Below are 20,226 nucleotides of genomic sequence, written 5' to 3' on the forward strand. Positions count from 1 at the left end.
CCCTGGCGCGCGCGCCGGGGCGCGCTGACGCGCCTGCGCGAAGACCTGTTCTGGCGGGCCGAGCTCGGTTTCGCCGGCCGCGTCGGCGTGCCCGACGCCATCGAGGGACTGCGAGCCGAGGCGCTCGGCCATCTCGCCGCGCACATCGCTGATCCCGAGCTGCGCGCCGTTCTCACTCCGGACTACGAGATCGGCTGCAAGCGGGTGCTGCTGTCGGACGACTACTACCCGGCCCTCAGCCGGGCCCACGTGCACGTCGTCCCCGGTGCGCTGCGGCGCGTCGAAGGGGCCGCGGCGATCGGTGACGACGGAGAGGCGCACGAGGTCGACGTCCTGATCTTTGCGACGGGCTTCCACGCGGCCCGGCCGCCGTTCGCGCGGAGGATCCGCGGACGGAGGGGCCAGCTCCTCGCCGACCGCTGGGCCGAGGGCATGGCCGCCTACGAGTCCACCGTCGTGCACGGCTTCCCGAACCTCTTCGTCATCAACGGCCCCAACGCGAGCCTCGGACACAACTCCGCCGTGCACATGATCGAGACGCAGATCGAGTACGTCCTCACCGCGCTCGACCACTGCGCGAGCACCGGCGTCGAACTCCTCGAGGTGACGGCCGAGGCCGAGGCCGCCTCCATCGCCCGGATCGACGCCCTGAGTGCCGACACGGTGTGGACCAACGGCGGCTGCGACAGCTGGTATCTCGCCTCCGACCGCCGTCTCGCCCTGCTCTGGCCGGATTTCGCCTTCGCCTTCCGCGACGAGCTGCGTCGCTTCGATCCGACGGCCTACGCGTCGTGATATCAGGCCGGCGGCCGCGTGCCCGCTGGCGGTGTCCACGCGGTCGTCGTCGGCCGCCCCGGGAGCAGCCGAGGAGCGGCCCGCCACAGACGCAGACGCGTCCGGGGCGGGCCGACCACTCAGCTCTTGTTCGCGCCGGAACCGGACGGCATCGCCTGACCCCGCTCGATGACGCCGGTGGTACCGACGAACCGGTTATCGCCTTCGTACAACTGATAGGGGTCGCTCGCCGCATCGAGGTGCACGACGATCGGGTTGTGGGAATGATCGAAGACGTTGCCTCCGACGACGACGTATCCGCCGCTGCCGACCTCGATCGCCGCGTATTGATTCGAGTCAGCGGCGGTGTTGTCGAACGTGTTGTCCAAGACCTGGACATAGCCGCGGAGCAGCGGTCGCCCGCGCACGAGCGACCCGATGTGATTGTGAGAGAGGGTGACGTGCAGGAGGCCGGTCTTCAGGTAGCTGTCTGCGGCCTGCGCGCCGACGAGGATGCCGAGCCGTTCGTCCGCCAGTGGTTGGAACCCGAATCCCCAGTCCCATTTCACCGAAGGCGAGATGTCCTTGAAGGCCTTCGTGTAGTACAGGTTGCTGTTCGAGATGGTGACCCGGTCCGCACCCTTGGTGACCGACATGAGGTCGTCCGTGGTGTCGTAGGCAGTGATGGCGTCGATGGTGACGTCGCGCGCTCCGCGCACCGAGATCGCCTCGTAGTTCGTGCCCGCACCGTGCGGCCTCGTGTCCGCTCCCGTCAGCGCCTCGAGATCCGATATCCGGCCGTGGATGGTGAGGTTTCGAATCGTGATGTCGTGCACCGCTCCGGTGACGGTGCCGTCGATGACGCGGATCTGGATGTTGATCAGCTCGATCGACGGAGCGGATCCCTCGATGATCGTGTTGCTGTTCGACGGGTTGCGAACGTCGACGGTGATCGGTACGGGGCCGCCATCGAGTGTCGCCGTGATGACGATGTGGTGCGCATTGTTGCGCAGGGCGGTTCTCAGCGCGTCGACGGTGGCGACAGTCGTCGGCGCGTCGGAGACCGCGGAGGCGTTGCGGATGGTGCCCGCCGCCTCCCGGTGGTCCAGGTGAGCAGCCGCATGCGCCACGTGCGGCTGATTCTGGTCACGATCGATCAGTGGTGATCCGAGCGTCACGGTCGCCAACGCGAGGGCGATCACGCGAGTGTAGAGAGCAGTCAAGTGAAGTCGATTCCGTCGGACCGCAGGAGCGGCCCGCTCTGTGTGTCGGGGGTGGGTGAGTGCAGTGCCCGGCGACGGCCGGGTATCCGCGGGGAGGTCGGGTATCCGCGGGTGGTCTGCGTCGTCGGGGTCGGATCGCAGCCAGCACAGGATCTCCTCGACGCAGTGACGGCTGCTGCGGGTGCAGGCCGGACTGACGTGTCGAAGGCGGGTAGAGCTGGCACCCGATCGCGGGGAGAAACGGTGAGACTCTTTCGTCTACCGGATGGATCGTACTGATCCACCTCCCCCATTGATGGGGATCCGCCGTGAAGCATGTGTGCGGCTCACAGGATCGTCCGAGCTGTCGCGCGGGTCGGATCCGCAGAGCACCCGGTCACAGCGTCGACGCATGCGAGCTCGGCCGGCGAACCGCGCTCGACACCGCGCAGGCCGGGTCTGTGCCCCTCCCACCCGGATCCGCACGAGCGGGCATCCGCGCCGGCCGTCGACCGCGGTGTCGAGGGGATCAGCCGTGCCGATCCCCTCGACACTCGGCTCCGCGCACTGGCTATGGTGACCCCATGACCGACCGCGTGCTCGCCCCCGAACCGCCTGCCGACGGCTCGAAGCCGAAGGGCCCCGCCTCCTACTTCGCCAGCATCGAGAAGACCTACGGCCGCCCCGTGCAGGAGTGGCTCGACCTGGCGGACGAGCGTCTACGCGACGAGCCGCACAAGAAGGTCGTCACCTGGCTGACGACCGAGCACGGCCTCGGCTACGGCCACGCGAACGCGATCGTCGCCTACGTCCGCGCCGCACGCGGCTGAGCTGCGCCGCGAACCGGCGGGGACGGCCTCGCCGCCGATGCCCACTCCTCCGCGTCGAGGCAGGCGAGCACGACCTCGGCGTCCTGCTGGACGAGGCGCAGACCGAGCCTCTGCAGCCCGCGGATCGACGCGATGTTGCGGGGATCGGCCCGCGCGAGCACGCGCGACATCCCCAGGTCTCGGAAGGCCGTCTCAATCAGAGCGACACCCGCCTCGACCGCGTAGCCCAGTCCCGCCGTGTCCGGGTGCAGGAACATCCCCAGCTCCGCCGCCGCGCCGTCCTCGGAGCGGACCAGGACCGCATCCCCGACGAGCCGCTGGGTCGCGGTGACGACGACACCCCAGAACCGGCGGTCACCCGGATGCTCGAACGCCCACTCCGCCGATCGCTCCGCCCGCCAACTCTCGTACTCGCCCGGCCGCAGAGGGGGATGACGGAGGAAACGCCCCGCGCGCGGATCCCCGCGATAGCTCATCACCGCCACCTCGTCCGTCGGGAGCAGCGGGCGCAGGAGCAGGCGCGTCGTCCGCACTGTCCGTTCCGCCATCTCCTCAGGCTAGGCCCGATCGGGCTCCGCGAGCGGGCCGTCACCGCCGCGATCCCGCCGCGAGGATAATCGGGGGAATGCGAGAAGACGACGATGTCGATCTGGTGATCGACGCCTGGGCCCACGCGCTGCCCGATCTGGACTTCGCCCCCCTCGACGTCGTCTCGCGCCTGCGCCGCCTGAGCCCCCGAGTGCAGGACGTGCGCCGCCAGTCCTTCGCGGCGAGCGACCTCACGCCGTGGGAGTTCGAGCTGCTGTCTCTGCTGCGTCAGCGCGGTCGCGGTGGGATGACCCCGTCGGCTCTGTCGATCGAGCTCGCGCTCTCGAGCGGGAACCTCGCCAGCCGCGTGGAGCGCCTCGCGGCGCGCGGTCTCGTCGTCCGCGAGCAGAACGCCGCCGACTCGCGCAGCAAGATCGTCTCGCTCACTCCCCGCGGCACCAAGCGGGTGGACGAGGCGATGCGGAACCTGGTCGCCGCCGAGGGCGAGGTGCTCGCCGATCTCGACTCCGCGCAGGTGTCGGTGCTGATCGAGTGCCTGCGCACCATCAGCGACACGCTCGACCGGCTGCAGTGACCGCTACGCCTGACGGGGCTGGGAGGTCAAGCCCGTTCGGGAAGGCGGGCACCGGTCGTAGCGTGAGGCGTGCACGGTCGAGGCGACAGCCACCCGTGACGACGAACGCGACAGCGGAGAGCACCATGAGACAGATTCCCACGATCCAACCCGCGCGATGGAGCCGGAACGGGATCCGGATCGTCGTCGTCCCCGGAGCAGAACTGCCCCGGTTCCGACTCGAGATCGACCCGGTGATCGCGACCGGTGCCCTTCCCGTCCCCACCGGCCCCTTCTCGACGGTCGAGGAGGCCGAGCGGGCCGCCGAATCCGCCGCAGTCCTGCTCGGGGTCAGGATCTCGGCCTGAGTCCCGAGGGTCCTGCGAGCTCGGCGAGCGGCCCGGTCGGCACCGCGATCCACCCCTCCGCCTCGGCCGCCGCGCGCAGCTCCGGAGGCACCGGCAGTGTCGCACCGAGGGCGTGGGCCCGCGCGTTGAGAGCGGCGACGACCGCGTCGAAGGCGTCGTCGGAGCGGCGCATCAGCGCGAGGGCCGAGGGCGGCACCTCCAGCCACGGGGCCGCGCGCCGAAGCGCATCGACGGCGAGCACCACTGCCTCCGGCCGCGTCTTGTAGCCCGTGGTCTCCACTCCCCACAACCGCAGGGCCGCCGCAGGGTAGGCCTCGACGAGACGGCCGCCGCCGGAGCGGTCGACCACCTCGCCGCGCGCCGCGAACGCGTCGAGGAGTTCCGCGCAGCGCATCGCCGTCATGCCGAGGCGGTCGGTGGAGACGCTGAGCGGCCAGCGCCCGGTGATCTCGCGGGCGACGCGGTCGGTCTCGCGATAGGCCAGGCGCCTGCGCCAGTCGCGGCCCGCCAGGGTCCGCGGCGCGACCTCGCGGCGGGTGTGCGCCGCGATGAAGGCTGCGAACTCGAGGGGCCAGCCGAAGGCGCAGTCGATGCCGATCGCCTCCGCCTCGAGCGACGCGTCGACGATCGCCTCGTCCTCGGCGCCGAGGACGAGCAAGCGGACGACCGCTCCACCCGCGGCCCAGTCGACGCCGGCGAGCGCGGTGCGCACCGGTTCCGCAGCGAGGTCGACACCGATCGTGAGCACGGGACGGGCTAGGTGCTCGGCCGGTCCCCTTCGCGGCGTCGGCGCTGCTCCTCGGCGAGCCTCGCGTAGTGCGCCTCCTCGCGCTCCAGCTCGGCGAGCTGCTCCTCCGTGGTCATGGGCGCGGGCCGGACGATGATCGTCGACGGACTCTGCGAGCGACGACGCGGCGCCCTGCCGCCCGGCACGAATGAACCGCCGTCTCCGCGCTTCCACTCGTGCCCGAGCAGGAACCACAGCGAGACGCCGATGATCGGGATGAACACGATCAGCAGCACCCACACGATCTTCGGCAGGTTGCGGACCACGCTGTCCGGCTGCCGCACGACGTCCACCAGCGCCAGCACCATCAGCATGACGATCAGCAGCGAGAACAGAAACCCCATGCGACGAGGGTACGACGCACGAGCGCCTCCGGCAGGCTCGGTCTTCGCTCGCCGCACCGTCTCGACCTCGTTCCAGTTCACCCCGAGACCAGTCACGAGCGCGCGCAGAATCTCCTCGACGTTCGCGAGCTCCTCGGCGGACGGGGCGGCCACGACCTCCCGGCCTTCCTCCTCACGCTTCGCCAGGAGCCACGACCGTCGCTCGTCGTCGCACGAACTGTGCTTTCAACACCTGTCGTGCGACCTCGTTGCAGCACTGCACGCCGCGCTCAGCGATCGGACCCACCGGAGAGGCGCGAGTCCGTCTCACCCGTCTCAGTGGAAGGCTTCGACGTGACGAAGGAGACGAGGAGGGCGACGACAGCGGCAAGACCGATGACGATCACCGACGCACCCTCCCACACCTCCGTGACACCGGACAAGAGAAGATGAACGTAATAAGCTGCCGCCACAAGCCCACTAACGATCCACAGCATCGAGGGTCGCGAGTTCCAATACGTCATACCATTCTCCTTCGCGTCAGTTTCTATGATTTTCTCCTTCGAGAACGATGCGGCGTGGCACAGCACGTCCGCCCGCGCAGCTGTATCACCGGTACGACCTTCGGCAGCGCTGCCCCGGTGACCTCTGCGACGCGCGCGATCGTCGAACGGAGAGCATGCCAGAGCACAGCCCACCCATGCCTCCGTCCCAGGTTCCCACGACGTTCCGAGCCGACGAGAACGAGGGGGCGACGACAAGAGAGACGGCCCGGGTCTGTGCCGTTGCTGCGCACGACCCGCTCCCGGTCGTCGTGCACGCTGGCAGCCCCCGCTCCGGTGGGCCGTGGCACGATCGGACGATGACTGACACGTCTGCGCCCGGCGAGACCGCCCGACACTCCACCCGCCGCCTCGTCCTGATCGCCGTCGCCGTCCTCGGCCTCGCCGGTGTCGTCGCGCTTGCTCTCGTCCCGCTGCAGTACTGGGCCCTGAGCGCCCAGGGGCTCGACGACGCCTGCCGGGTCAGCCTCGGCGGGGTACCGCCCGAGGCGGGCGAGCTGGTCCGCGGATTCTGGTCGTGGTGGCCGCTCGGCGGAGCCTGCGAGTGGAAGCTCCTCGACGGGACCACCGCCGTCGACCGCCCCGACTGGTCCACGACGGTGGTCGCGGGAGTCGGAGCGGCCCTGCTACTCGCGGGGATCGCCCTCGCCGCTGTCTCGTCGCTCCGCCGCAGCAGGACGCGGACTCAGGTCCAGCGGGCCGGACTGTAGCGGGGCGAAGGTCCGGCAGGCCGAGGTCGGGGCCGGCCCTAGCGGTCGAAGAAGTTCCCGAGGTCGCCGAGACCGGGCAGCGGGAAGTCGGAGCCGAGCTCGGAGACCTGCTCGCCCAGCCCCGAGACCTGTTCGCCTGCGCCCGAGACGAACTCGCCCGCGCTACCCGTGATGTCGCCGAACGCGCCCAGGTCGCCGAATCCGCCCGCGAGATTCTCGAAGTCGACTCCGAGACCCGAGGCCTGCGCCAACAGCGGGCCGGCGACGCTGCTGATCACGGCGCCGCCCGCCACCGCCGCGAGCAGCCCGCCGGCCGCTCCGAGTCCGATGCCGGCCGCCGCTCCGACGCCCGCACCCGCGACGGCTCCGCGCGTCCCCGGCTTCGAGAACATCGTCTTGAGGAATCCCGGGGCGTTCGCCTCGCCGCGTGTCGCCGCGCGCGCGAGATCCTCCGGAGCCGAGGAGCGCGGCTGTTCGCTCGCGGGCAGTTCGTCGCGCAGTCGTGCCTCGACCTGCGCGCGCTGCGCGGGAGTCAGCTTCGAGAACGCCTCGCGGTGCACCTGCTCCAGCTGCTCGGGGTCGGCCGTGCGGAGGAGGTAGTCGTAGCGGGCGATCGCCGCTCGGTCCTCCTGGCTCACCACGGGCTGCCCGGGTCGGGCGTCCTGCGGCCGGGCGGTGGTGGCCGGCCGGGCCGGCTGCGGCGGCGCGGTACGCGAGTCGCCCGTCACCTTGTCGGCGGCCGTGCGGACCAGCTCGCGCCAGTCGGTCGTCCCGCTCGAGGAGCTCCCCGAACCGCTCTTCGAATCGAGGGCTTTCGACGCCATGCCGAGGACGCGCTTGAACATGCTCACAGTGAACCTTCCGTCGGGTATCAGGCGATCATGCCGGTGCTCCCTGAGGGAAGGCCGTCCGGAGCCTCTGGGACGCCGGGGAAGGACGCCGGGGAACGGCCCGGCCGGAGTCGCGTCAGCCGTCCTCCGTCGACGCGTTCCGCGTGCGCCGGTCACGGCGCAGCGTCACCCGCATCGTCTCTGCGTCGTGGAAGCCCGAGTACCGGGCCGCCTCGTCGGCGGAGTACGGGGTCCCGCCGAGTCCGTCCGCGCGGTACATGCGGGCGAGGGCGGCCCGGCGCAGGCGGATCTCATCGCGCGCCGTCGTCCCGTGGGTCGCGAAGATCCTGCGGAGGTACGGCTCCGAGAGCTGGAGCTCGCGAGCGAGGACCGCGACCGTGAAGTCGGGGTCCGCGACCTTCTCGCCGATCACCATGATCGCCCGGGTGAAGTGCTCCGACTCCCGGCTGGTGCGCGGCGGCCGGTGCTCGATGCTCGCGGCCGTGAGCGCCGCCGCAGTGAATCCCGTGATCGCCAGCCGGAACTCGGCGAAACCGGTGTCGGTGCAGCAGATCCCTGAGTTGAGAGCGGAATTGATGCAGGCGATCAGCACGGACGCATGGTGGCGTTCCCGATCGGCAGTACCGCACCGTCCGCGAGAACCTCGAACGTCGAACTGGGGAGCGCGAGTGCGTCGCACTCGATCTCCATGCGCGCCGAGGGCTCGCACTGCTCGAGGGCGAAGGCGCAGCCGCTGGGCACGAAGGCCACATCTCCCGCACGCACCGTCGTCGTCCGGCCGCCCGGTCCGAACGTGAGCTCGAAGGCTCCTTCGAGCTGGAGGAGGACCGTCGCCCGGCGTTGCGGAGCGTTCCTCCGCAGGACTCCCGCCGTGTGCCAGATCCGGGCGAACCGGAACCCCGGGGAGCCGGCCTCGTCGCAGACGAGCCGGGGATCCGACCCGTCGAACGCGAACCCCCGCTCCGAGAACCACCGGACTGCCTCGACCCCGCGGACGCCCGCTCCGGATCCCGCGGCAGGACCGTCGTCCTGATCCTCCGATGACGCCACCACGAACCCCCTCCTGCCGCTGATATCGCCACTGTGCCAGCCCACGGCGCCGTTGCCGAGGGCCGGGGCCGAACGCGCCACGCGAACACCTGGTTTCCGATGCAGTGCGCGGGAAGCGATAGGCCCGAGTGCCCAGCAGCATCCAAGCTCCTGTGCAAGACCTCAGTTCCGAGACGAAGGACAACCACTCCATGACCCAGCACTCCGACACCCCGGCCACCGGCGCCGACGAGACCCCCACGACCGGCAACGGCCGTCTGAACCGCCGCACCATCGTGAAGAGCGCCGCCTGGTCGATCCCCGTGATCGCCGGCGCCACCGCCGCTCCGCTGGCGGCCGCCTCGACCACGCCCTGCGTCGGTCGCGCCGAAGTCGTGTCCGCCGGCTACATCCGCGACTCGTCCGACGGCTGGCTCGGCGAGCTCCAGTCGAACGCCTCCGGTGCGCGTCTGGGCATCGGCGTGGTCCTCCCCGGATCGCGGATGAAGAGCAACGTGGCCTACCGCAACCCCACGAACTGCGCCTGGACCGGCACGGTGCGCATCCAGATCGACCTCCCCGTCGCCATCCTGGCCGCGAACCCCTCCTCGGAGCAGGGCTGGGCCATCTCGAACGGCGGCGACTACGTCCGCGACGGTCTCACCTACCGCCGCTTCTACTTCACCGGGACGCTGTCGCTCGCCGCCGGCGCCACCTTCCAGTCCGGCGTCAACTGGACCCTCAATGACCTCGCCACCCTGCGGACCAACCTCGGCGCAACCGACACGCCGCAGCGCTGGACGCAGCTCCCCGCGACCTCGCGCAGCGCGGGCTGGCGCTTCACGAACCCGGGCGGATCCATCGTCATCGACGGCGCGGTCGCTCAGTCCGGTGGTTACAACAACCAGCTGGCGCAGAACGCGGGCTTCTGGATCCACGCGAACCAGGTCGCCGCGTAGGTCTCAGCGCTACCCACAGAACTCCCGGCGAGGACGTGCAGACGTCCTCGCCGGGAGTTCCGTGCGTGCGGGGTGCGGCCGCGGAGGACCGTCTCGCCGCCGAGCACGACGCGACGGCCCTCCACCTCACACGTCGTACTCGACTCCGACGCCTCCGAACCGCAGCCGGTCCTGCACCACCACGCGCTCGCCGTGCCGGTCGCGCCCGCGCAGCAGACCGGCCTCCATCAGGCGGATGATCACCTGCGAGCTGATCTCGTTCATCCCCGCGGAGTTCAGGTCTGCGAGCAGTTCCCGATAGCCGATCCCCTCGCTCGCGACCCGCTCGAAGAGGGGCAGTTGCTCGGGAGAGATCGGCCACTTCACCATGTCGCGCCCCGTCTCATCGGCGAGCACGAGGACGGGGCGCAGCTCGAACGTCAGCGGATCGATCGCGTAGTGCTCCTTCAGGGCGACCTGCTCTCCCGTCCACTCGAATGCGGCGATGCGGTGCAGCTGCCGGGTCAGCTGCGACACCCACCGCACCCGCGCCGGGTTCAACTCGTCGTCCGCGAACTCGTCCGAGAGGTGCCCGCGCTGGTGGCGGCCGATCTCGATCATGGCTGCCGCGCGGTCGCGGAAGTCCGCGACAGGGCGCGACGCCGCTCGGGCCTCGCCCGTGATGCGCTCGAACCACCGCATCCGGTCGAAGCGCTCGTCGTCCGACTCCTCCACGCGGCGCTGACGCCAGAAGACGGAGTCGGGCTCCGTGTAGGAGGCGAAGGTGTAGAACGACGACAGGAACTCGTGGTACTGCTCGTACACATCGCGGTAGCTGCGGTTGTACCAGGCGTGCACGGCGTCTCTCTCGGGCGGGTTCCCGCTGATGCGGTCGATCGCCGAGGCCGCCGAGACCGCGGACTGCACCGCGAGGTGGATGCCCTGCGAGAACATCGGATCGGTGAAGGCGGCCGCGTCGCCGCTGAGGAAGTAGCGCCCGGCCGAGAACGTCTCGCTGTCGTAGGACCAGTCGTGCACGATGCGCGTCTCGCCGACGATCTCGGAATCGCCGAGCAGCGCCATCGCCCGATCGGCCTTGCGGATGTGACGGCGGAAGAACTCGTCCGGCCCGAGCTCGCGCACCTCCTCGTTCTTGGACCGGTCGACGACCAGGCCGACGCTGTAGAGGTCGCCCTTCAGCGGGATCATCCACACCCAGCCGTCCTCGAACGAGATCGTGTAAGTGGTCCCTTTGAGGTCGTTCTCGAACGGATCCGCCATCCGGTAGTAGTTCCAGACAGCGAAGTTCTTGAAGTACTCGTCGTAGCGGCGCACGCCCAGCTTGCGCGCGAGCGGACTGCCGACTCCTCCCGCGTCGATGACGAAGTCGTACTCGGCGCTGGCCGGCCCGTCCGCGTCCCGGTAGTGCACCGTGACCGAGTCGGGCGAGCCGAGGTCGACGTCGGTCACCGCCGTGCCCACGTTGACCGTGACTCCACGTGCCCGAGCCTCGTCGACGACGAGGCTGTCGAAGTCCTCCCGCAGCACCTGGAGCGCATGGTCGTAGACCCAGGGCTGGACCTGCGGGGCCGAGAAGGAGAAGGTCCAGGGCACCTCCCCCTGCCCCCAGAGGAACGTGGCGGACGGCTTCGTGACGAAGCCGGCCGCGTCGATCCGCTCCTTCAGTCCGAGACGCTGCAGCACCGAGAGAGTGCCGGGGAGCAGGGACTCCCCCACCCGGTAGCGCGGCATCGGGGCCTTCTCGTAGACGACCGCCTTATGCCCCAGCGCGGTGAGAGTGAGTGCCGCGACGGCACCACCCGGTCCCGCACCGATGATCGCGACAGTGGATTCAGTCATTCTCTGCAACTCCCTCGTGCCTCGGTAGAGCCATGATTCGCATCTGCGGCAGATAGGTGTGCCGCTCCTTGGTGTTCTCCACGATCGCGGTGCCGATCTGGAAGCGTCCGCCGGAGCCGATCGTGACTCCGGGATGCACGGTGCAGCTCACGCCGAACGCGACGTCGTCGCCGATCGTCACGCTGTTGCCGGTGTGGAAGTTCGGGGCCACGACGGTGTTCGAGCCGACCGTGCTGTGGTGCCCGACCGTGCTGTGGTAGTTGAAGACGGTGAAGTCGCCGATGCGGGTGTTCACCCCGAAGTAGCAGCCCGGCCCGATCGCGACTCCGCGCGCGCCACCCAGCGCGGCGGTGGGCGCCGAACTCGGGTGCACGACGCTGACCGCGTGCAGCTCCCGAGGGATCAGCACCGTGTCGATCAGCCGGCGCCGCTCGTCGACGTCCGAGCTGGCGAGGAGCACCGGCGTCCCCGCGGGGAGGTCGGCATCGGCGAGCGCCACCGTCAGCTCCGGGGGCGCGACCGCATCCTCTCCGGGCAGCGCCGTGAAGCGGATCCGCTCGAATCCGCCCGCGGTCTCGGCGAGCCGGGCCATCTCGAGCGCGAACCGCCCTGCTCCGATCAGCGTGAGCTCGGTCATGATCCCCCTCGGATCCTCTTGAACCGCGCGGTCATCGCCAGCTCGGCCACCGGCCGCACCCGCGCGGGCATCTTGTAGCGCTCGACCCTGCCGGCGAGGTACTCGGCCACATGCCGGCGCGCCTGGGCAGGGGTGTGCTCGCCGTCGAACACCACATCGGCGCACACCATCTGCCCCGTGATCGAGTTCGGCATCCCGTAGACGGCGCAGTCTCGGATCGCCGGGCTGCCGAGCAGGACCGTCTCCAGCTCGAGCGGATGCAGCTTCTCGCCGCCGACGTTGATCACGTCGCTGCTGCGCCCCGCGATCTGGAGCGACCCGTCCGCCCCCTCGACCACGAGGTCGCCCGTGCGGAACCAGCCGTCGTCGGTGACGGGATCCTCGCCGCCGTGGCCGAGGTAGCCGAGGAACTGCGTGCGGCTGCGCAGCTGGAGCTCCCCGTCGACGATGCGGTGCTCGACGCTCCCACCCTCCAGCCGGAAGAAGGTACTGCTGGAGGAGTCGCTGGTCGTCGCCGCGATGCCGGTCTCGCTGGTCCCGAAGGTCTGGAGCAGCCGAGCCCGCGGGAGGGCGACCCGCACGCGGGCGAGCAGCGGCGCCGACATGACCTCGGTTCCGTAGGTGACCGCCGCGATGCTGCTCAGGTCGAACCGGGTGTGGTGCCCGCCGAGCACCAAGAGATTAAGGAACGACGGGCTCGTCGGGAGCAGGTCGATCCGGTGCTCCTGCACGAGGGCGCCGATCGCCTCCGGAGTGCGCTCCCGGGCGATCACGGCCGCGGCTCCGATCCGCAGAGCCGACAGGAGAGAGTTGACGCCCCCGATGTGGTCGAAGAGGAGGAACATCACCATCACGTGCTGCCGTCCCCGCGGCAGCCTGGTGCCGTCGAGCTTCTCGGCCATCAGGAGGTCGAGGTCGTGCACCACGGCCTTCGGAGTGCCGGTGCTGCCGCTGCTGAGCAGCACCAGACCGGCCGCTGTGCGCTCGCGCAGCGTGGAGTAGAGCGCGGGCACCTCCTCCTCGTGCTGGAGCGGCCGCACGACGACGCCGCCGACCACCTCGACGACGGCGGTGGGGCTGGTGCTGCGCGCGAGAGCGGCGAGCAGTGCCTCCGTCAGGCTCACGACCGGCACCACGATGTTGCGATTGAGGAAGAGGGCGAGGAAGCCCGCGATGCCGGCGATCCCGAAGTCAGCGTGCAGCACGACGGCGGCACCCGGCTCGAGCCCCGCGCGTTCGAGGTCGGCGAGGGTCCGCTCGACGGCGTCGGCGAGGTCGGCGTAGCTGTAGCGCTCCGCTCCTTCGATCACCGCCGTCCGCTCACCCAGCTCGCGGAATCGCCCGATCAGTCCGGTCCGCATCTCAGTGCACCCCTCCGAGATAGACGGTCTCGCCGGTGACGAACGCCGACGAGGTGGAGAGGAGGAAGTCGAGCGGCCCGACGATGTCCTCCAGGGTGCACATCCGGGCGATCGCCTGCCGGTCCAGGAGAGCCCGCACCGTCTCCGGGTCGACGCTGCGGGAGAGGGCGGTGGCGACTACCGGCAGGCCGAGCGTGTTGACCCGGATGCCGGTGGCGCCGAGCTCCTTGCTCATCGTTTTCGTCATCTGCTCGAGCGCGCCCTTGCTCGCCGCATACGCCAGCTGTCCCGGCAGCGACCACGCCACCGCGATCGACGAGACGTTGATGATCGTCGGCGCCGCATAGCCGCTCGCCTGCAACAGCCGGACGGCCTCGCTCGAGCAGTGCAGAGCGGCGAAGAAGTTGAGGTCGAAGATGCGCCGCGTGGTCTCGTCGGGCATCAGCAGGAAGTGGTTGGTGACGGAGGTGCCCGCGTTGTTGACCAGCGCGTCGATCGCTCCGTGCTCACGGCCGACCCGCCGGAAGAGCGAGCGCACGGCGGCTCCGTCGGTGAGATCGGCCTCGTGGTGCTCGTAGTCGGGATGCGTCAGCGACGAGCGGCGCCTGCTGCAGCCGATCACCCGATGTCCGCCCGCCAGCAGGTGCTCCACCATCCCGCGGCCGATGCCCGTCCGCGCCCCCGTGACCACCACGATCATGCCCGTCTCACCGCACGGAGGCGTCGCCGGCGACGGCAGCCACCCCGCTGTCCGAGCGGGCGATGTCGATCTCCTGCGCGGCGAAGTCGATCAGCCGGCGGACACGGCTGAACGGGCTCACCCGCTGCGAGACCGCCTTCTCGGAGGTGAGCGAGACCTCGACGTCGAACTCCTCGGTGATCTCGAACTCCATGATCGCGAGGAAGTTCACCAGCTGCATCGAGTCGAAGACGCCTCCCTCGCCGTAGAGCGTCAGCGCCTCGAGATCGGTCGTCGGGATCTTCTCGGCTCGGCTGACGTTCACCTCGTCGATGACCCGTCCGATGATCGTGATCAGTTCAGCGTCCATGACGACACCTCTCCGGCCGGGAGCTGCTCCCGACCCGTCCTACCCGGTCCCCATCGGACCGGACGAGCGTGCTGGCCACCGAGGTCTCGGTGGCCCGGGAAGCCGTCAGAGGATCGATCTCCTTGACAGCGTCCGTCGCCTGCACTCGGATGAGGGCATGGCGGACTTCCTCGCGCATCTCCCGCCTGCGCGGGCCGCCACTCCGGGGCCGGGCGAGGTGCAGCTCTGGGGCGCGATCGAGGGCGCGGAGCCGGCAGCCCCGGCGAGACCTTCTCGCGGCGGATGCAGCGCGCCGTACTCGCGCGCTACCTGGGCGTCACCGCCGCGCAGGTGCGCATCGATCGCCGCTGCGCGCGCTGCGGAGGCCCGCACGGCCGGCCGAGCGTTCCGGGCGCGGGGATCGACTTCTCGGTCAGCCACAGCGGTGGCCGGGTCGTCATCGCGGTGGTCGGCAGCGAGCGGGTGGGCGTCGATGTCCAAATGCCGGCCGCGGAGATCTCCCGCCACTTCCTCGCGAAGGCGCTCGACCCGGCGGAGTCGGCCGCTCTGGAGGCGCTGCCGGCCGCGAGCCGCCTCCGGGCGCTCACGCAGCAGTGGTGCCGCACCGAGGCTGCCGCGAAGCTGACCGGCGTCGGCGTCCTGGCCGGTGTCCGCGCGGAGCCCGGTGCGCAGCGCCTGCCGGTCTCTCTCGTCGACCTGGATCTGGGGGGCGGGCTGGTCGGCGCTCTCGCCTCCAGCCGCCCGATCGATCGGATCCGCCGCGGCACCTAGTCGGCGCTCATCGCCGGCCCGCGGCGGCGAGCCGATCCCGCGCATCAGAACAACCCTCCGCGAGCGACCTCGACCAGCACGAACACGCCGAAAGCGAGGAGGCAGAGTCCGCAGACGAGCTCGGTGATCGCGTACGCCCGGCGGCGGATCAAGTAGCGCCGGGCGAGGCTCGAGAGCACCGAGACTCCGCTGAGGAAGATCAGCCCGAGCACCGAGTGGATGAGTCCCAGCAGGGCACCGAGCCAGACGGTGACCGTCTCGTCCAGGAACAGTCCCGGCATCACGGCCAGGTAGAAGACCCCGATCTTGGGGTTGAGCAGGTTGGTCATCAGGCCGGTGAAGAAATAGGAGCGCAGTCCCCGGTGCTCGATCGCGGCACCGCCGTCGACCTCCACCTCCTCCTGCGCCCGCCAGCTCGCCAGCGAGGCCCGGAAGCTCTGACTGGCGAGGTAGATCAGGTAGAGACCGCCCGCGATCGCCACGATGCTGTAGAGGATCGGGATGCGCTCCAGGATCAGCGCCACGCCGAGCCCGGCGAGGGCGCCCCAGACGATCGGGCCGCAGACCACGCCGAGGGCCGTGACGATGCCCGAGCGCGCTCCGTCGCGGAGGCTGGTGCGCAGCACGAGGATCGTGTCCGCTCCCGGCATGAGCACGACGGCCAGCGCGATGCCCGCGAAGGCGAGGATGGGCTCGATCGACATGACGACGTCTCCGTTTCTGCGTGGTGGTGCGGCGAGTGGCCAGGGGCCGGGATCAGGGGCTCACGGAGGGCCTCCCTCCGGGAAGAAGCCGGGAACGGGCTCGATCTCGCCGGACGCGGTGACCGCGTCGAGGACGAAGCGCCCCACCGCGAGGTCGAGCATCCCGAGCCCGAACGGCGAGAAGACGATCGACCGCTCCGGGTCGGGCACGAGCTCGCCGGTGATCACCTCGGCGATCACTCCGTCGACGAAGTCCCGCGATCCCGTCAGCTGCTCCGTCAGGTGCGGTGACGTCTCCGCCCGGAGGCAGTGGTCGACGTCGTCGAGCACATTGACGGAGCCGAGGAGGATGCGCGGCGAGAGGTCCCGCAGCGAGATGTGCAGCACCACGGGATGGTGCGCGAACCAGGAGGGCTCCTCGACGTGCGGAGTGCCGGCCGTGGTCGCGAAGACGATGAGATCGGCGGAGCGTACCGCGGTCCCGACGTCCTCGACGGTGTGCACCGGTGCCTGCTGCCCGGAGCCGCGGACCGACTCCGCGAAAGCCTCCGCGTAGCCGTGCACGACGTCGACGACATCGACACGGTCGAACTCCCACCCGCTGCGAAGGAAGAACTCGTGGATGTACCGCGCGATCAACCCGGATCCGACGAACAGCAGCCGCCGGGGCCGCTCACGGCGGGCGGTGAGAGCGGCGGCGGCGACCACGGCTGAGGCCGCGGTCCTGGTGGCGCTGATGACGGAGCTCTCGAGGCAGGCGATCGGGTAGCCGGTGTCGATGTCGTTGAGCACGAGGACGGCCGAGGCGCGCGGCAGACCCCGCTCGAGGTTCTTCGGGAAGCTCGAGATCCACTTGATCCCTGCCGCACCGGAGGAGCCGCCGAGTGCAGCGGGCAGCGCGATGATCCGCGCCTCCGGTCGATCGGGGAAAGTCAGGAAGTGGCTCGGCGGATTCACGCTGCGGCCTGCCGCGTGCTCGACGTAGGCGTGCGCGACGACGTCCAGGATCTCCGCGTGCCGACCCTCGAGCGCGCGCAGCACGCTGCCACTGCCGATGACGGAGAACTGCGGTGCCGCGCTCATGCCGCCCCGTTCGCGACCGCGGCGAGCGACGACGGTGGGACGACGCCCGAGTGCCTCGCCACGGTGCCGGCTCCGTAGTGCTCCGCGACCCAGTCGTCGTCGTAGACCGTGTCGAGGTAGCGCTCGCCGAGGTCCGGGGCGACCGCGACGCGCACCCCTCCGCCCGGCTCCTCGAAGGCGAGGTGCCGCAGCGCCCCGGCCAGGACCGTGCCCGTCGACCCGCCGAAGAGGAACCCGGCGCGGGCGAGCTCACGGCACATCCGCACGCTGTCGGCCTCGTGCACGTGGACGACCTCGCCGACCTCGGCCGGCTCGAAGATCTCGGGGCGGCGGCTGCTGCCGAGTCCGGGGATGAACCGGGTCCCCGGGCCGCTGCCGGGAAAGGTGATCGAGCCGACGCTGTCGATCGCGACCACCCGGGCGCGATGCCCGATGTCGCGCAGGTAGCGGACGCAGCCCATCAGGGTCCCCGTCGTCCCCGCGCCGACGTAGAGCACCTCCAGGTCCGGGTACTCGCGCACGATCGCCGGTGCGGTGCTCGCGTAGTGGCCGAGCCAGTTCGCGGAGTTCGCGTACTGGTTCAGCCACACATAACGGTCGTCCGCCGCGCAGAGGGCGCGGACGCAGTCGATCCGGCTGGTCAGGAAACCCTGGTTCGAGTCCAGCTCGTCGACCACGATCACGCGTCCGCCGGTCGCCTCGATGTGGCGGCGGTTCTGCACGCTCGAGCGCGGGTCCATCACGCAGACGAAGCCGTAGCCGCGGCCGGCCGCGATGACGCTCAGGGCGACTCCGAGGTTGCCGGAGGACGATTCGACGATCACTGATCCCGGCCGGAGCACCCCGGCCGCCTCGGCCGCGTCGAGCATCGAGACGGCGGTCTTGAGCTTGATCGAACCGCCGAAGTTCAGGCCCTCGACCTTGAGGACGATCGGCGCCCCGATCACCGGGTCGAGGTCGACGAAGACGTCGTCGATCACGAGCTGCTCCGCGCTGGAGATCTGCATGGTCCTCCTCCTTCCCCGGATCAGAGCGGCGCGACAGCGCGCAGCTGCTGCAGTCGGCCGACCGCGGACTTCGCCCGGAACACGGCCCGGCCGCTGCGGCTGAGCCCCCGCATCGCGGCGCGGGCGCGAGGCTGCGGTCGGCCAGCAGTGGGCCGAACACGCTCTGCCAGTACAGGGCGTTGCGCCCGATCCGCCCCAGGGATTCGCGGATGTCGATCGCCATCACCTGCTCCGTCTCCTCGCTCCACTGGTGCTTCTTGGTGATCCCCAGCCGCTCGGCGCCCAGGTGCTCGTAGAGCGGGATCAGCTTGTCGATCGAGTCGAGCACGACGAACCGCGCCTGCACCTCGAGCGCGGTCCGGCCGATCGCCCTGGCCAGCGCGCAGAACACACCGTGGCCGCGGTACTGCGGATGCACGCCCACCCGGGACGCCTCGACGAAGCCCTCGTCCCAGAGCCGCTGCGGTAGGCCGCCCGTGTCGGCGCACTCGTGCTCGAGCTCGCTGAGCTCCCGATCACCGTTGTTGACCACCACCCGGGCCGAGCCCACGTTCTTGCTCCCGAGCCGGGCCACGAGGGTGACGGAGGCGGTGTCCCAGCGGTCCACGAGCTGCTCGCTGCCCTCGACGTCGGTGAGGCGCCCGAAGTGCTGGTTCGCCTGCAGCCGCAGTTCCAGGGCCGCACGGAAGGCGTCGGCGTCGGTGACCTCGTCGACGACGAGGAACCGGTCGAGGCGACGCGGAGCGACTCCGGCGGCACGCAGGTGGCCGAAGGTGAACGCGTCCACCGTCCCGACGAGCAGCGCGGCGCTGCGCTCGGACGCCGGTCGTCCGAGCAGCTCGACCGCGACGGTGTCCCCGCCGCCGAGCCCGGTGACCCGCGCCGGGAGCACCACTCGACCGAGCCAGCCGCTCTCGACCTCGAGCCGCAGCTCGGTGCCGACTCCCGGCCGCGCCGCGGGCATCCGGAGCTCGCCGGCGCGCGTCGACAGCCGGATGACCTCTCCGGTCAGCACCGTCGAGGCGCGCAGCACCGCCGATCCGCGCAGTCCTATCGACCCCCGCAGGCGGAGGCGCACGGGCAGCGGCGGATCGATCGGGTGCAGCATCGTGGCGGGATCGGCGGTCGCCGTCTCGTCCTGTGTCCGAGTCATCAGTCCTCTTCCGGGTCGCGCGGGGTCGACGGTCATCGCCGGGGGTCGGGTGTCGGGGTCGGGTCAGTGCAACGCGTAGCCGACCAGCAGCGGCTCCGAGTAGAGGGGCACCCGCAGGTCGTCGGCGGTCAGCTCCCGCGACCTGTAGAGCGAGGGCACCTCCCTCGCCACCGTCGGGGCGAACGGGAGCCGGGCGCGACCCGGAGCTGCGCGCGGTCGACGATGAGGCACTGGACGCCGAGCGCGAGGCTCCAGTAGAGCCGGAGCCAGCCGAGCGCGTCGACGAGGCGGTCCTCGTCGCTGAAGTAGAGGATGCGGCCGACCGGCTGGCGCGGAGTGACACGCATCTTCTTCACGATCGCGTAGAGGTGGCCCGAGCGGCCACGGCGGCGCACGAGGAAGTGCCGGCAGTCCAGACCGCGATGGTCCTCGAAGATCCGTAGCTGCGACCCGGTCAGAGCGGAGCCGATCGCGGCCTCATCCGTCTCGACCCTCAGATCGGCGCGCAGAGCACCGGGAGTGGGGACCGGCAGGATGCGCAGCACCTCCTGCTCCAGCTCGGCGAAGCCGAACTTCCTGCTGATCTCGTAGACCTCGGGCGAGGGCGTGTAGTTCAGCAGCGTCATGCCCTTGATCGAGAGCGCGGGCAGCAGGAGCATCAGGCTCTCGGAGCGGAATTCATCCTTCACGTACCAGCTGTGCAGCTCGCAGAACTTGCGCATCGCCCCGGCGATCTCGCGCCGGGTGAACAGCATCCCGATGAAGCCGACGACCTCTCCCTCTGCTTCGAGGACATAGCCGTAGTAGTCCTCCTCTCCGCCCCAGACCGGCTCGAAGAGCCGGGCACGGGCCTCGCTGGGGAGGGCCGCGTTGCGCAGCGTGGAGGAGCGGATGAGGTCGTAGACCCGGGCTGCGTCGTCCCGCGTCGCGCGGCGCACCTCGGCCATCTAGCGCAGTCCGCCCCGTATCGGGACGCGCGCGGCACGGCACGCGTCGCCGCTCCGGATCCGAGGTGCTCCGGGCGATCCGTCTCTGATCATGCGCTTTCCCCCTTTTTCGACGGGAATGCCGATCTCCTCACCCGATATCGGCCCGTCGTCGCTGAACTGCTGCCCCAGGTCTAC

General features: G+C 70.4%; 23 protein-coding genes. 7 read left to right on the forward strand and 16 right to left on the reverse strand.

Going from position 1 to position 20,226, the window contains the following annotated elements:
• Window positions 1-795 (forward strand): NAD(P)/FAD-dependent oxidoreductase (locus tag ACH61_RS17215; protein ID WP_461786693.1); only part of this gene is annotated, 795 nt, incomplete at its 5' end.
• A 119-nt stretch (window positions 796-914) separates the two neighbouring features.
• Here ACH61_RS17215 and ACH61_RS02425 read toward each other — a convergent pair.
• Window positions 915-1,997 carry a polysaccharide lyase domain-containing protein gene (locus tag ACH61_RS02425; RefSeq protein ID WP_132504878.1) on the reverse strand — a complete coding sequence of 361 codons (1,083 nt, stop codon included), beginning with the start codon at window positions 1,995-1,997 and terminating at the stop codon, window positions 915-917.
• Between the two features lie 563 nt (window positions 1,998-2,560).
• On the opposite strand from ACH61_RS02425, the gene ACH61_RS02430 reads away from it, so the two are divergent.
• Complete coding sequence (locus ACH61_RS02430; protein ID WP_068208151.1) at window positions 2,561-2,806, forward strand: DUF4287 domain-containing protein; 246 nt, start codon at window positions 2,561-2,563, stop codon at window positions 2,804-2,806.
• On the opposite strand, the gene ACH61_RS02435 is transcribed toward ACH61_RS02430, so the two are convergent.
• Window positions 2,782-3,354, reverse strand: a complete 573-nt coding sequence (locus ACH61_RS02435; protein ID WP_082844952.1) for a GNAT family N-acetyltransferase — start codon at window positions 3,352-3,354, stop codon at window positions 2,782-2,784. The two genes, ACH61_RS02430 and ACH61_RS02435, sit on opposite strands and share 25 nt — an antisense overlap.
• A gap of 77 nt (window positions 3,355-3,431) precedes the next feature.
• Here ACH61_RS02435 and ACH61_RS02440 point away from each other — a divergent pair, with 77 nt between their 5' ends.
• Both ACH61_RS02440 and ACH61_RS02445 read left to right on the forward strand, forming a co-directional pair.
• Window positions 3,432-3,929 carry a MarR family winged helix-turn-helix transcriptional regulator gene (locus ACH61_RS02440; RefSeq protein ID WP_068208157.1) on the forward strand — a complete coding sequence of 166 codons (498 nt, stop codon included), beginning with the start codon at window positions 3,432-3,434 and terminating at the stop codon, window positions 3,927-3,929.
• Window positions 3,930-4,054: 125 nt separating this feature from the next.
• A complete protein-coding gene (locus tag ACH61_RS02445) occupies window positions 4,055-4,276 on the forward strand; it encodes a hypothetical protein (protein ID WP_132504880.1) in 222 nt (73 codons plus the stop codon).
• On the opposite strand, the gene ACH61_RS02450 is transcribed toward ACH61_RS02445, so the two are convergent.
• Both ACH61_RS02450 and ACH61_RS02455 read right to left on the reverse strand, forming a co-directional pair.
• Window positions 4,260-5,024, reverse strand: a complete 765-nt coding sequence (locus ACH61_RS02450) for a DUF429 domain-containing protein (protein WP_068208162.1) — start codon at window positions 5,022-5,024, stop codon at window positions 4,260-4,262. The genes ACH61_RS02445 and ACH61_RS02450 overlap by 17 nt on opposite strands.
• Before the next feature lie 8 nt (window positions 5,025-5,032).
• A complete protein-coding gene (locus tag ACH61_RS02455; protein ID WP_082844953.1) occupies window positions 5,033-5,560 on the reverse strand; it encodes a PLDc N-terminal domain-containing protein in 528 nt (175 codons plus the stop codon).
• Window positions 5,561-6,248: 688 nt separating this feature from the next.
• Between ACH61_RS02455 and ACH61_RS02465 the strand changes: the two genes are divergently transcribed.
• Window positions 6,249-6,659: a hypothetical protein gene (locus ACH61_RS02465; protein WP_068208167.1), complete on the forward strand. Its 411-nt coding sequence runs from the start codon at window positions 6,249-6,251 to the stop codon at window positions 6,657-6,659.
• A 38-nt stretch (window positions 6,660-6,697) separates the two neighbouring features.
• On the opposite strand, the gene ACH61_RS02470 is transcribed toward ACH61_RS02465, so the two are convergent.
• The 3 genes from ACH61_RS02470 to ACH61_RS02480 all read right to left on the reverse strand — a co-directional run bounded on the left by ACH61_RS02470 (window position 6,698) and on the right by ACH61_RS02480 (window position 8,641).
• A complete protein-coding gene (locus tag ACH61_RS02470; RefSeq protein WP_236713511.1) occupies window positions 6,698-7,504 on the reverse strand; it encodes a hypothetical protein in 807 nt (268 codons plus the stop codon).
• A 121-nt stretch (window positions 7,505-7,625) separates the two neighbouring features.
• A complete protein-coding gene (locus ACH61_RS02475; RefSeq protein ID WP_068208173.1) occupies window positions 7,626-8,102 on the reverse strand; it encodes a helix-turn-helix domain-containing protein in 477 nt (158 codons plus the stop codon).
• Window positions 8,096-8,641 carry a cupin domain-containing protein gene (locus tag ACH61_RS02480; RefSeq protein WP_153038779.1) on the reverse strand — a complete coding sequence of 182 codons (546 nt, stop codon included), beginning with the start codon at window positions 8,639-8,641 and terminating at the stop codon, window positions 8,096-8,098. Before ACH61_RS02480 ends, ACH61_RS02475 begins: the two co-directional genes overlap by 7 nt.
• 110 nt (window positions 8,642-8,751) lie before the next feature.
• Here ACH61_RS02480 and ACH61_RS02485 point away from each other — a divergent pair, with 110 nt between their 5' ends.
• Entirely contained in the window at window positions 8,752-9,498 is a 747-nt protein-coding gene (locus tag ACH61_RS02485) for a hypothetical protein (RefSeq protein WP_068208178.1), read from the forward strand.
• Between the two features lie 126 nt (window positions 9,499-9,624).
• Here the strand turns inward: ACH61_RS02485 and cmlS are convergent, their stop codons facing one another.
• Genes cmlS through ACH61_RS02510 form a run of 5 tightly spaced genes read right to left on the reverse strand, consistent with a single transcriptional unit; the run spans window position 9,625 to window position 14,384 of the window.
• The gene (gene cmlS, locus ACH61_RS02490) at window positions 9,625-11,337 is read right to left on the reverse strand and encodes a chloramphenicol-biosynthetic FADH2-dependent halogenase CmlS (protein ID WP_068208181.1); all 1,713 of its coding nucleotides are present in this window, start codon (window positions 11,335-11,337) and stop codon (window positions 9,625-9,627) included.
• Window positions 11,330-11,974 carry an LbetaH domain-containing protein gene (locus ACH61_RS02495; RefSeq protein WP_068208184.1) on the reverse strand — a complete coding sequence of 215 codons (645 nt, stop codon included), beginning with the start codon at window positions 11,972-11,974 and terminating at the stop codon, window positions 11,330-11,332. The genes cmlS and ACH61_RS02495 overlap by 8 nt, the downstream gene beginning before the upstream one ends.
• Complete coding sequence (locus ACH61_RS02500) at window positions 11,971-13,335, reverse strand: ANL family adenylate-forming protein (protein WP_068208186.1); 1,365 nt, start codon at window positions 13,333-13,335, stop codon at window positions 11,971-11,973. Before ACH61_RS02500 ends, ACH61_RS02495 begins: the two co-directional genes overlap by 4 nt.
• A gap of 1 nt (window position 13,336) precedes the next feature.
• Window positions 13,337-14,035, reverse strand: coding sequence for an SDR family NAD(P)-dependent oxidoreductase (locus ACH61_RS02505; RefSeq protein WP_068208189.1), 699 nt, complete (start codon window positions 14,033-14,035; stop codon window positions 13,337-13,339).
• Between the two features lie 7 nt (window positions 14,036-14,042).
• Entirely contained in the window at window positions 14,043-14,384 is a 342-nt protein-coding gene (locus ACH61_RS02510) for a hypothetical protein (RefSeq protein ID WP_068208191.1), read from the reverse strand.
• Window positions 14,385-14,666: 282 nt separating this feature from the next.
• On the opposite strand from ACH61_RS02510, the gene ACH61_RS02515 reads away from it, so the two are divergent.
• Window positions 14,667-15,155, forward strand: coding sequence for a 4'-phosphopantetheinyl transferase family protein (locus ACH61_RS02515; protein WP_068208193.1), 489 nt, complete (start codon window positions 14,667-14,669; stop codon window positions 15,153-15,155).
• Between the two features lie 44 nt (window positions 15,156-15,199).
• Here the strand turns inward: ACH61_RS02515 and ACH61_RS02520 are convergent, their stop codons facing one another.
• From ACH61_RS02520 to ACH61_RS02540, 4 genes are all read right to left on the reverse strand, one after another.
• Window positions 15,200-15,859: a LysE family translocator gene (locus tag ACH61_RS02520; RefSeq protein ID WP_068208196.1), complete on the reverse strand. Its 660-nt coding sequence runs from the start codon at window positions 15,857-15,859 to the stop codon at window positions 15,200-15,202.
• Between the two features lie 60 nt (window positions 15,860-15,919).
• Window positions 15,920-16,942: a 2,3-diaminopropionate biosynthesis protein SbnB gene (gene sbnB / locus ACH61_RS02525; RefSeq protein WP_068208199.1), complete on the reverse strand. Its 1,023-nt coding sequence runs from the start codon at window positions 16,940-16,942 to the stop codon at window positions 15,920-15,922.
• Window positions 16,939-17,949 (reverse strand): 2,3-diaminopropionate biosynthesis protein SbnA, encoded by a 1,011-nt coding sequence (gene sbnA, locus ACH61_RS02530; protein WP_068208202.1) that lies wholly within the window; start codon window positions 17,947-17,949, stop codon window positions 16,939-16,941. The genes sbnB and sbnA overlap by 4 nt, the downstream gene beginning before the upstream one ends.
• A gap of 1,281 nt (window positions 17,950-19,230) precedes the next feature.
• Window positions 19,231-20,049: a hypothetical protein gene (locus ACH61_RS02540; protein WP_068208210.1), complete on the reverse strand. Its 819-nt coding sequence runs from the start codon at window positions 20,047-20,049 to the stop codon at window positions 19,231-19,233.
• Window positions 20,050-20,226: the final 177 nt, after the last annotated feature.

Source organism: Rathayibacter tanaceti (assembly GCF_001634385.1).
In the GTDB taxonomy this organism is placed as follows: Bacteria; Actinomycetota; Actinomycetes; order Actinomycetales; family Microbacteriaceae; genus Rathayibacter; species Rathayibacter tanaceti.

Bases quoted from the DNA above. Each gene is read 5' to 3' on its own strand.
- ACH61_RS02440 (WP_068208157.1), top strand. From the start codon at position 3,432: ATGCGAGAAGACGACGATGTCGATCTGGTGATCGACGCCTGGGCCCAC.
- ACH61_RS02430 (WP_068208151.1), top strand. From the start codon at position 2,561: ATGACCGACCGCGTGCTCGCCCCCGAACCGCCTGCCGACGGCTCGAAG.
- cmlS (WP_068208181.1), bottom strand. From the start codon at position 11,337: ATGACTGAATCCACTGTCGCGATCATCGGTGCGGGACCGGGTGGTGCC.
- ACH61_RS02505 (WP_068208189.1), bottom strand. From the start codon at position 14,035: ATGATCGTGGTGGTCACGGGGGCGCGGACGGGCATCGGCCGCGGGATG.
- sbnA (WP_068208202.1), bottom strand. From the start codon at position 17,949: ATGCAGATCTCCAGCGCGGAGCAGCTCGTGATCGACGACGTCTTCGTC.
- ACH61_RS02435 (WP_082844952.1), bottom strand. From the start codon at position 3,354: ATGGCGGAACGGACAGTGCGGACGACGCGCCTGCTCCTGCGCCCGCTG.
- ACH61_RS02445 (WP_132504880.1), top strand. From the start codon at position 4,055: ATGAGACAGATTCCCACGATCCAACCCGCGCGATGGAGCCGGAACGGG.
- ACH61_RS02510 (WP_068208191.1), bottom strand. From the start codon at position 14,384: ATGGACGCTGAACTGATCACGATCATCGGACGGGTCATCGACGAGGTG.
- ACH61_RS02515 (WP_068208193.1), top strand. From the start codon at position 14,667: ATGCAGCGCGCCGTACTCGCGCGCTACCTGGGCGTCACCGCCGCGCAG.
- ACH61_RS02520 (WP_068208196.1), bottom strand. From the start codon at position 15,859: ATGTCGATCGAGCCCATCCTCGCCTTCGCGGGCATCGCGCTGGCCGTC.
- sbnB (WP_068208199.1), bottom strand. From the start codon at position 16,942: ATGAGCGCGGCACCGCAGTTCTCCGTCATCGGCAGTGGCAGCGTGCTG.
- ACH61_RS02540 (WP_068208210.1), bottom strand. From the start codon at position 20,049: ATGGCCGAGGTGCGCCGCGCGACGCGGGACGACGCAGCCCGGGTCTAC.
- ACH61_RS02465 (WP_068208167.1), top strand. From the start codon at position 6,249: ATGACTGACACGTCTGCGCCCGGCGAGACCGCCCGACACTCCACCCGC.
- ACH61_RS02485 (WP_068208178.1), top strand. From the start codon at position 8,752: ATGACCCAGCACTCCGACACCCCGGCCACCGGCGCCGACGAGACCCCC.
- ACH61_RS02470 (WP_236713511.1), bottom strand. From the start codon at position 7,504: ATGTTCAAGCGCGTCCTCGGCATGGCGTCGAAAGCCCTCGATTCGAAG.
- ACH61_RS02500 (WP_068208186.1), bottom strand. From the start codon at position 13,335: ATGCGGACCGGACTGATCGGGCGATTCCGCGAGCTGGGTGAGCGGACG.
- ACH61_RS02495 (WP_068208184.1), bottom strand. From the start codon at position 11,974: ATGACCGAGCTCACGCTGATCGGAGCAGGGCGGTTCGCGCTCGAGATG.